The organism is Anaerostipes sp. AF04-45, from assembly GCF_003461725.1.
Classification (GTDB): Bacteria; Bacillota; Clostridia; order Lachnospirales; family Lachnospiraceae; genus Anaerostipes; species Anaerostipes caccae.
Window position 1 is genome coordinate 1 of the sequence record NZ_QTXQ01000021.1, and the last position, 9585, is coordinate 9585.

General features: G+C 36.1%; 9 protein-coding genes, 1 pseudogene and 1 CRISPR repeat array. Of the genes and pseudogenes, 1 reads left to right on the forward strand and 9 read right to left on the reverse strand.

Going from position 1 to position 9585, the window contains the following annotated elements; genetic code table 11:
* From DWV34_RS16950 to cmr4, 5 genes are all read right to left on the reverse strand, one after another.
* Positions 1-722 (reverse strand): type III-B CRISPR module-associated Cmr3 family protein (locus DWV34_RS16950; RefSeq protein ID WP_305000029.1); only part of this gene is annotated, 722 nt, incomplete at its 3' end.
* Between the two features lie 10 nt (positions 723-732).
* Positions 733-2130 carry a Cas10/Cmr2 second palm domain-containing protein gene (locus DWV34_RS16955; protein WP_118476763.1) on the reverse strand — a complete coding sequence of 466 codons (1398 nt, stop codon included), beginning with the start codon at positions 2128-2130 and terminating at the stop codon, positions 733-735.
* A 2-nt stretch (positions 2131-2132) separates the two neighbouring features.
* Positions 2133-2945, reverse strand: coding sequence for a type III-B CRISPR module RAMP protein Cmr1 (cmr1, locus tag DWV34_RS16960; protein WP_009290886.1), 813 nt, complete (start codon positions 2943-2945; stop codon positions 2133-2135).
* Positions 2920-3999, reverse strand: coding sequence for a type III-B CRISPR module RAMP protein Cmr6 (cmr6, locus tag DWV34_RS16965; RefSeq protein ID WP_022261313.1), 1080 nt, complete (start codon positions 3997-3999; stop codon positions 2920-2922). The genes cmr1 and cmr6 overlap by 26 nt, the downstream gene beginning before the upstream one ends.
* A gap of 1 nt (position 4000) precedes the next feature.
* A complete protein-coding gene (cmr4, locus tag DWV34_RS16970; protein WP_022261314.1) occupies positions 4001-4900 on the reverse strand; it encodes a type III-B CRISPR module RAMP protein Cmr4 in 900 nt (299 codons plus the stop codon).
* A 461-nt stretch (positions 4901-5361) separates the two neighbouring features.
* Positions 5362-6568: a CRISPR direct-repeat array (repeat unit 30 nt; unit sequence ATTTCAATACATCTAATGTTTTTATTTATC).
* A gap of 162 nt (positions 6569-6730) precedes the next feature.
* Here cmr4 and DWV34_RS16975 point away from each other — a divergent pair.
* Positions 6731-7117: a hypothetical protein gene (locus tag DWV34_RS16975; protein ID WP_158565711.1), complete on the forward strand. Its 387-nt coding sequence runs from the start codon at positions 6731-6733 to the stop codon at positions 7115-7117.
* A gap of 196 nt (positions 7118-7313) precedes the next feature.
* Here DWV34_RS16975 and DWV34_RS17815 read toward each other — a convergent pair.
* The 4 genes and pseudogenes from DWV34_RS17815 to DWV34_RS16995 form a co-directional block, all read right to left on the reverse strand.
* Positions 7314-7877: pseudogene (locus DWV34_RS17815) on the reverse strand (Rha family transcriptional regulator); the annotation flags it as partial.
* 202 nt (positions 7878-8079) lie between these two features.
* Positions 8080-8832, reverse strand: a complete 753-nt coding sequence (locus DWV34_RS16985) for a peptidoglycan recognition protein family protein (RefSeq protein WP_118476765.1) — start codon at positions 8830-8832, stop codon at positions 8080-8082.
* A gap of 32 nt (positions 8833-8864) precedes the next feature.
* Positions 8865-9332 carry a phage holin family protein gene (locus DWV34_RS16990; RefSeq protein WP_199485900.1) on the reverse strand — a complete coding sequence of 156 codons (468 nt, stop codon included), beginning with the start codon at positions 9330-9332 and terminating at the stop codon, positions 8865-8867.
* 49 nt (positions 9333-9381) lie between these two features.
* Positions 9382-9585: hypothetical protein (locus DWV34_RS16995; RefSeq protein WP_243000966.1), on the reverse strand; the 204-nt coding region annotated here is incomplete at its 5' end.

The window sequence follows — 9585 nt, forward strand, 5'->3', positions numbered from 1 at the left end:
ATGGCACTAAAATAACGTGCGGTTAGTACCTCCCACATTCTGCCGTCGGACATCCTGGCCTCTCCCCCTAATAAGATATTCGCTCTAAATCCCTTTGATATTTCATCATGTATCTCTGCCTCGATAAGAAAGCAAGTATTCTTATATGTATAATCTCTCATTGTTGTAAAGTATAGATGTTCTTTTTTTGCTATCTTCTTATTATCTTCCAATTCTATTCCTGTCTTTTGATATTCACCTGCAAACTCTTGTTGATTTTTTAAATAAATTTCTTCTTTTTCAGATATATCATAGCAAGTCATAAATTCATATAAACTGATATATTTTCCCGAAGCTGGTTTAACTTTTTCTTGAAGCTGTGGATTCGTATAAAGCAATCCCTTTTGAAAATCACTATCCCGAATGTCACCATCCTCATTTACCATAAGATCTCTCGGAGCAGGAAGATAAATTTCATTCTCCATCTCTAAATATATCTGTCTGATTTTTAAATTCTCTTTTAAAACATCTTCCAGTGTTGTCGTATTTCTTTCTAAAAGAGTTTTATGTACCTCATTCAAATACCCATTTTCCATCAAACTCGTACATATTGCACCATAATAAACAGAGGGATATGGAAAAAATCTGCTTTCCACATAATTAGAAGTTTTTTTATCCAATAAAGTCCCATCCCGAAACATAGCTGTATCCCACGGTTCTATTTTTAATGTAATGATCCCCATCCCATTCCTCCTATTTTTCACTGAAAGATGCTAATTTCTCTGCTACATGCATCAGATCAAAATAAGCATTAAAGTCTATGTAAAATCCATCTTTGACTTCTTTTGTAACATCAGTTCTTAGATTAATTAACAAATCAGTTAATTCTTGTTTTTCTTCAGAACTCTTTCCCTCGCTTTTCCTTCCCACAATCCTTTTTGTCTCATTATTCATAATCAATCTTAAATCTGTATATTCATCCACACCAAAGTTTTCTCCCCAGCCCATAAATTCCTCTTCCATTTGAAAAATAACACTTCTTGAAAACTGATGCCTGCATAACGCGGAAATCAGGCTGTAAAAATGATCCTGCATTCTATCGCCTTTTACAAAAACCATTCTTGAGCCACTGCCTCTATATAAAACAGAGAAACAGCATCCCCCTTTTCCGTCTTTTCTATAATGTTGTTTTACTTGTTCCATACTCTCTCTGGACTTTTTCAGAACATATCGAAGCGGCTCCTTGCAGTGTGCAACTATAATACTTTTAGAAAATGTTATACCTGAATCACACATTGCAATCCAGTCTGACTCCAGCTTCTTTGTAATATCCTTTATACAAAAAACAGGACAAAAAAAGAGCATATCATCTCCCCCGGCATAGATCACAGCGTTCTCGTTCTCTGTTACTTTTTTCACCTTTTGGTTAATGAATTCTTTCTCTTTTATGAAAAATTCATTTGCTGCCCGACTTATTTTTTTCTGATAATCATGTAATTCCTCATCCCTCTCCCATCCTTTTTCCCCTGAGATGTACATCCCCATATCATCGATATCAATTCGTACTAGTGCGTAATATAGAGAACCAAAGTTCTCTGTTGATGGAAATGCAATGCGTTTTCCTTCTTTTCTTTTGTTATGGCATTCGTTGCACAAATACTCTTCATCAACTAGAGCGTCAGCTAACCGAATTCCACAAATACTACAAATATGGGATGTCACTTGTTCTTCAGATTCTTGTTTCGGCAAAAATGCGTTCAGCCTATTATTTTTATACGCTTGAAATTTTCGGTACAAAAATTTATATGTCTCCTGATAATTCTCTTTCATAGAACATACGGTAATAAAACATGGCAGATCTTCTGAACATCTCTCTCCTTCTTTCATCAATACATCTAAAATCTGTTTTTCTACTTCTTCAGAAGTTTTGTCTGTCTGTAATTTAGCAATAAAAAAATTCGGAGGATCTCCGACAACACCCTCACCCAGCAATAATTCGCAGGATTCAAACTCTCTTTGAATTCTTTTTTTAATCCATAAAATCTGCTTAATGACTCTCTGACTGCTTCCGTAAAGATCTGCAGTCTTTTTGGCACGACTAATGTATTCTTGAACACCGCTGACTGATACCAACAGTAACTTTTCTCCCATAATTACCCCTCTATTAAATGCTTAATGTATGTTTGACAATAATTTTCAACAAAATCATTATATTGATCTACCCAAAATTCACTGACAACAGGTATGACTTTTGAATTTCCACCACAATAACAAGATACATTTAATAAGTACTCTTTTGTTCTGGTCCTCTTGCAAATACATCTCTTTAAATCATCAAAAAATTTATCCCTTCCTCTTACTCTTCCAACGTTGATCTTCTTCAAGCATAAATATTGAGTATTCTTCCTATTAAGAGCAATATTTTTCTTTTCATATGAGTACTTTATATATTTTTTATCCGTTATATCAGAAATTAATTGAATCAGTACACTTATTATATCTGTTTCTATTGGTACAATATCGCCATCAATTTCAACAATTTTAAATGCTCCATACCCCTTCCGGCTTCTTTGTCCGATTCCTCCAAGATAAGAGGTCAGTTTTAAAATTTGCAAGTATTCATCTAATTTCTTAGAGTCATAGGAAAGCAATTCAATTTCAATCGTTTCTCCAACCTTAAAAAAATTTCCAGATCCCCCTTTCCCTAATTTAACAGGTTCTGTTTTTAGTCTATCAAATTTATATTGACGTATGCTGACCGGAGCCTTTCTACCTAAACTTCCAAACAACGCTGATTCTTTACGATACAACTCTTCTGCGGAATCAAAGCACTGTACAGCTCTCCACCAAAATCTCATGGCAGACTTTAACTCTGTAATACGAAATTCTAATTCCTTATTATTAGCACCATGTGTCCCCATAGCCGTTATTAATTCTAACTTAATTCTTTTTTTCAAGATAGCCATAACCAACCGCCCCTTTTGCCCCAAAATTACATACTTGAATACACTCAAGAAATGCTTTTTCTATATCATCTTTATCCCTATTGCCTTTTCCAATTATCATTTGTATCGTTATATCTTTAATTTCTACTGCATAGAAATTTACCAAATTTGGGTTTTTTAGTGTTGGAAAATTCATTTTTTCCCCAGTTTGTGATTGCTGATAATAATTACCATACTGATTAGAAATGATATCCTTTTTGATTGTGTATTGTTCCGGGGTAGCCGTTAAAAATATAATTTGTCCTTCATTGTCTTCATCGCCAAACCAATTTTTGATTTTTGCTTCAGATATGTGCCCATCTTGTTCACAAAAGGAACGAAAGACTCCTTTGATTGCTGTCGCTGGCAGCTCAGGGATACCATATAAAAAATTCATATGAAAATATAAGTCTTTCTTGATTGTTTGACCTGCCCCAATCAGCATTCTGCTTTCTCCAAATCTTTGCAAAGAAAAGTTTAAAGTATGCCATTTCTCTTTTGAATATATTGACTGTATTTTATTTTTTTTATGATGAATATACTCTTTAGGTATATTAGGAGTTCTGACAATCAAATCTTTTTTGGAACTGGTAAAATAATAATGTAGATATGGATTTTGAATATCCAACAGCTCTTGCTCTGTATGCTCAATTCTAGTCATGTATTCTTTCCCTTTTAGTTGGTCATTACATTTTTTATTGGCATTATTGCTTTCAGGATGAACAGAGATCAAGATTGCAGTTTTACATAATTTCATTGTATCTCTTACACACTCAGCATAACTTTCGTTATCAGAAGGAAATTTGCATTGATCTTTTTTCATTCCCCCTTCACCAAACAAATAATAGTATATGAACTGGAAAATATGTCTCTCAGAATCATTTTCTGACCTCTTTGTAAACAGAAACTCCATCGTATAATCCAGTCCAAATTTATGGACATAGGATGGTATTTTTTTGAGGAGATTCATATCCGAACTACTAAATTCTTTCATGCAGTCCATTATATAAGTCAAACATTCCTTTTCTGTTTTCAACTTACTTACCCTCCTCTGTCTTAATCGCCACGAAAGAAGTAATTCCCTTTCCTATTGTCGTATCTCCGCCAAGTTGAATCATTCCCTCGACTCTAGGGAATATGTTTGATTCTGCTTCCTTTATTTCTTCCCCCTGTTCCTCCAATATTGTCTTAGCAAAAGAATTTTTATCACAGTTCTGCATATCTTCTACAAAATTATATAGTACAGTCTGTTCCGGCAAAAATTCTTCTGTAAACAGTCCGCCATCCTGTACGACTCCGTTATCTCCAATTTTAATTCGGGTAATCACCTCTGTACTGAATTCACAAAAATAGGAAAACATATCATTGCTGACCATGTAAATATCATTTTGTATTTTATTTCTTAGATACTTATCTTTCTCTGAAACGATAAAATCCGAAGGAAATTTTAATTCCTTATTTTCCTGAACTTGAAATTCAAAATCTTCCAGTATTTTTTTGTCTCCTGGATTTTCATTTTTACCTATCATAATTATTTTATTATCATCAAGTGTTTCTTCCCATTCTCTGAACTTTATTGTTAGGTTCTCAAACCTTTTAGATCCATCAATCTCATTTAGAAACCTATTTAAAACAAATGGACAGGTCACCCATACAAATAACTCTTTTCCACTACTTTTTACAGGTAGAAATAGAATCCTGGCGTCTGTAAAGCAGATCTTTCCTGGTTCTCCCTGATCCGATTCACTATCACTCTCTTTACCAAAATAGTCTTTATGTTCACTGATACTTCTAAAAGTCCCTTTGATACTCGATGCCTCTCCCTTAGGAAATCCAGTGTGCTTTTCTCTTTGTATCGGAAGGTCAACAACCCCTAATTCAGTTCCTGTTCCCATATGTAAAGGTGTTTCATTTCGATAAAATACTAGAAATCTCATAATCAATACTCAGCGTTGTTGTAATAGCTGTTTCTCCTTTTTGTTTAATATTTACATTTTTCATGCAAATTCATTTCTACATTACTAAAAATCAAGTTATAAATACTATACCCCATTTTGTTGAACTTCCCCTCAACCCCCTTATTCACAAAAAAAGACAGAAATTGTATATTTACAACTTCCGTCTAATTATATCTATGCAAAGCACACTTGTAAGAACAGCTATCGTCAGCTATTCTAATGAATTTACTATTGTTTTTCTTATCCCATTTTGAAGCGGATTGGTCCCCATATCTCTGTACGACATTCTTATTCATCATATTTATATCTGAATCCCCAAATCCTTAACCATTCTATCTACTATTTTACTACAATCATCCTGTTTTCTCAACAAATTCCAAAAAAATTCTTCACCTATATTTTAAAGATAAAATTGTAGAAAATTTATGTAATAGAAAAGAACTTCAGTATGTCTAATGTTTTTGTTTATCTATGTGGCAAAAGATGATCCTTATGCAACTGCAGAATTTCAATACATCTAATGTTTTTATTAATCTTTCGTTGTGCTGCCAAATGCGTTCCCTGGCTCGAATTTCAATACATCTAATGTTTTTATTAATCATTTCTCCCTGAAATATACAAAGGATGGGAAGGAATATTTCAATACATCTAATGTTTTTATTAATCCAGTTCCAAAAGAGCGTCTCAGGGCGCAGAGGCTAATTTCAATACATCTAATGTTTTTATTAATCCATGCACGGAACCCGTAAGGGGTATCTATACAAGCAATTTCAATACATCTAATGTTTTTATTTATCTTTTCCCGTCAATCTTGCACCCTATTTTTTTTGCATTTCAATACATCTAATGTTTTTATTTATCAAAGTGCGTGAACGATGGGAAACGTGAGTACGAAAATTTCAATACATCTAATGTTTTTATTTATCGTAGCACAGTGTGCCTGTTCTATTCGGCTTCACAAATTTCAATACATCTAATGTTTTTATTTATCGATGTAAGCCAGCTGGAAGATCTGGCAAAAAGGATATTTCAATACATCTAATGTTTTTATTTATCTGGAAAATTAGGTGAAGAGTCCTATGCATTTACCTTATTTCAATACATCTAATGTTTTTATTTATCGCTTTTACTGGGATAACTAACAGGTCCGCAGCTATCAATTTCAATACATCTAATGTTTTTATTTATCAATTTTAAATTTTTCGTTCCCGATCGGTCGGTGAGATTTCAATACATCTAATGTTTTTATTTATCAGTGCTGGGACATATAGAGTGGTGGAGGATGCGGAATTTCAATACATCTAATGTTTTTATTTATCGAATCTCATAATCAACAGCATAGTTAAATGTCATATATTTCAATACATCTAATGTTTTTATTTATCTGGCCCGAGATCTTTTAGCCAATGCCCTTAGAAACAATTTCAATACATCTAATGTTTTTATTTATCTAGCACAGAAAGGATCACTATGGAAGTTTTATATAATTTCAATACATCTAATGTTTTTATTTATCATATGGCAGAGTGGACCGGATATCCGCCGGAAGATAATTTCAATACATCTAATGTTTTTATTTATCTGAAAAACGAAAGTGTGCGGCACATGCAAGTAGTAATTTCAATACATCTAATGTTTTTATTTATGAAACTTTAAAGTACGGTTTTATGCGGTCTGTGGGACATTCACGACAAATTTACGACAAACTACCCGCTTCTTAGAGGGCCTAACGGCTATTATTACGACTATTTTTATGCACTGCCCGGCTGCCTGCCGGGCCTTTACATTATCTATAAAAGTTCTATGTCCGTGATCCTGATGACATTTGAATATCTGACAAATTTAATAAAAGGAACAGATGAATGGAATCCTATCGAATTGTTAGATGGGGCAACGATGGAATTGACGACTGAGCCAGGCGGTTATATCGCTACAATCAAAGTCGGTGGTGATGTTGTATTAGCCACCGCAGGTGCTTGTAACAAACTACAAGCAAAAAAAATATGGACAGAAATGATGAAAATTGCGGAACCGTCCATGCCTGACAAAATAGAATTATTCCCGGTTCAGCCACCTTTTATTTTAGACTTTATTTTCCATGGCGCATTATTCCATCAAGATATTTTGTCTTGGACAGGAGATTTTACGAAATGTCTTGGCCACTTGTTGCTAGACGAGAAAAACAAGTGGAATTGACAATAGAGTAAGAGAAAAGGTATAATAAACATAAACGGCAGACCCATATTGGAATCTTAAATATAAGATAATGCCATACGGCGTTTAATTCTGCCACTAAAAAAGCCCCGGATCGCTCCGAGGCTTTTCTTCTGCTTATTATACATCATTTCAGGGCACAAAAAAAGACCGGGATTTCTCCCGGCCTTTCCTGCGGTTATGCTGCAATCCTTGCACTGTTGTTCTGCTGTATAAACTCCTTAATCTGGTCATATCCCCAGCCACAGTCAACCAGTCCACTTACAAGACATTCCATTGATTGTACCGTTCTTAGATCCTCTTCTGAAAAGTAATCCCTAAGATTATCTTTTTTATCTACATTATACTTTTCACGGAGCTGTTTTGCATTCATCCCGAATAGCACCTTGTAAATACAGTTTGTGTAGGTAGAGTAAGCATGACCGTGCATCCTCTCATTCTCTGTTGACTGCTGCAAAGCTTTTGTAAGAGACTGCCGAACCGCAATACCTTTCTCACGTTCTATCCGTTTCCCTTGCAGAGTGCTTTCCATAGCGTTGAACTGCTTAATGTACGCCAGTTTAAACTTCATTGCCTTTTCTCCGGTGTATCCCATCACAAGCAAAGTGAAACCATCTCTATTCATAAGGTACATTGGATTGTTTTTTCCATTGGATGCCTTATAGGAATCTAAGTAGAATAGAGCGGAAAATTCCGCTGTACTAATACTGTTTCCAATATTCCTGATGGATTCCATAACATCACGGTGATTTTTCTAAAAAGTATCTGCAACATCCAAGCTACTAACTACTGATATCTCTTTCTTATCAATTCTTTTTACTTCAACTAACATCGTATCAATCCTTTCTGTTGATTATTACTTTCTGTTTATTGTTCTATATTAGTATGTGATTTCATTGGACAGATAAAAAAATAAGCATACCGGAGTATTCCAGATGCCTATTCTACTTCTTACGATTCTTATACAGTGCCGTGCAGGTCTTCTTCCCTGCGTAGCTGCCTTTCTTCCATCCAAGCTGTTTCCAGTATTGTTCTAATTTCTTTTGTGTTGCTGGTCCCCATTCTCCGTCTACCGCAATGTCTGCACCGGATGTAAGGTCGTTTAGTTTTGCCTGCATCCAGCGAATCGCATTTTTAGAGGAGTTTTTCTTTACGACTTTATACGGCTGCTTTGCTGCTGCGACCTTGCCGCCGATCGCCTTTTTAAATGCTTTCCATTCCGCATTATTTGCTCCGATCCAAGGCGCAGGGCAATCCTTCCCGTTCACGTCCCAATGTCGGATCACTCTGCTGGCAGGAACTCCATATTTCTTCATTAAGAATTTTACTAATTCGATCGTCTGATCACGAACGTTCCCAGCCACCTTCCCAGCACTGTTGCACATCTCTACAGATAAGCTGTTTGCGTTCGTGCATTTTTTGTAATAATTTCCCGCTGCCCCGGACGTGGAATAACACCCACCCACGGACCAGGCCACCCGGTTTACTGCTACAGACTTATAGATATGCTTTCCGCCATCGACAAAATAGTGTGCAGATGCTCCCCTGGATGCGCCCTGGAAGTATTTACAGTTGTTTAAAGCCGTATCTCCGCTGTTCCCGGTGTAATGTATTACGATATAATCTATATCCTTTGTGCTTCTTTTGCCGCCGTAGTTGCTTTTATGTGCAAAATTCTTTTTAAATTTTAATGCCATGTGCTTCTCCTTTCTAAAAGAAAAGAGGACGATTACTCGCCCTCTGATTCCTGATCTTTATTTACCATTTTATCTGCAACCTCAAGCCCTTTAATAAGGATTGCCGGAACATTAAAACCAGCCTCTACAAAGTTCTCTACAATAGACCGGATCTCGTTTACCAGCAGCGATGCCAAGACGAACCATCCAAGCAGGGTTGTAATTCCAAGGTCGACACCGATCACACGACCGATTTCTACAAAGACTGCGCTGGCCCCGAATGCAACCATAATCATCAGCCAGTAGCCAAGTTTTTTGAGTACCCCTTTCCAACCTACTACGGAGTTCTCCTTTCCAGCCATACGGCTTTTCATCCACCCTGTCAGCCAATCTACTGCATTGAGTGCTAGAAATGCTACAAACAAAATCCAGTGTTCTCCCAAGATGTAGCTCAATACTGCCACTGCTGCTCCTGTCACTGCGTTGTATGTGTCAATAATGTTGTTTCCCATCTTCTTCATTTACCTCACTTTCCTTTCTTTTTGCAAAATAAAAAGGCCCTATGGCCTCTTACTGCTGTTCTGCTGTGTCTGTTGCCCTTGCGTCCTGTGCTGCGTAAAACTGCTCTGTAAACTCTGCGATCTCCTGCCGCACGCTGTCTTTGTTTGCCTCGTATAACTTGCTATCCTGGATATTCTGTGTAATGTTATCCCCGTCTCCGTCTTCTGCTACCGTGGCATTTAGATAAACCACGGTGCGGTCAGAGTCCTTGAC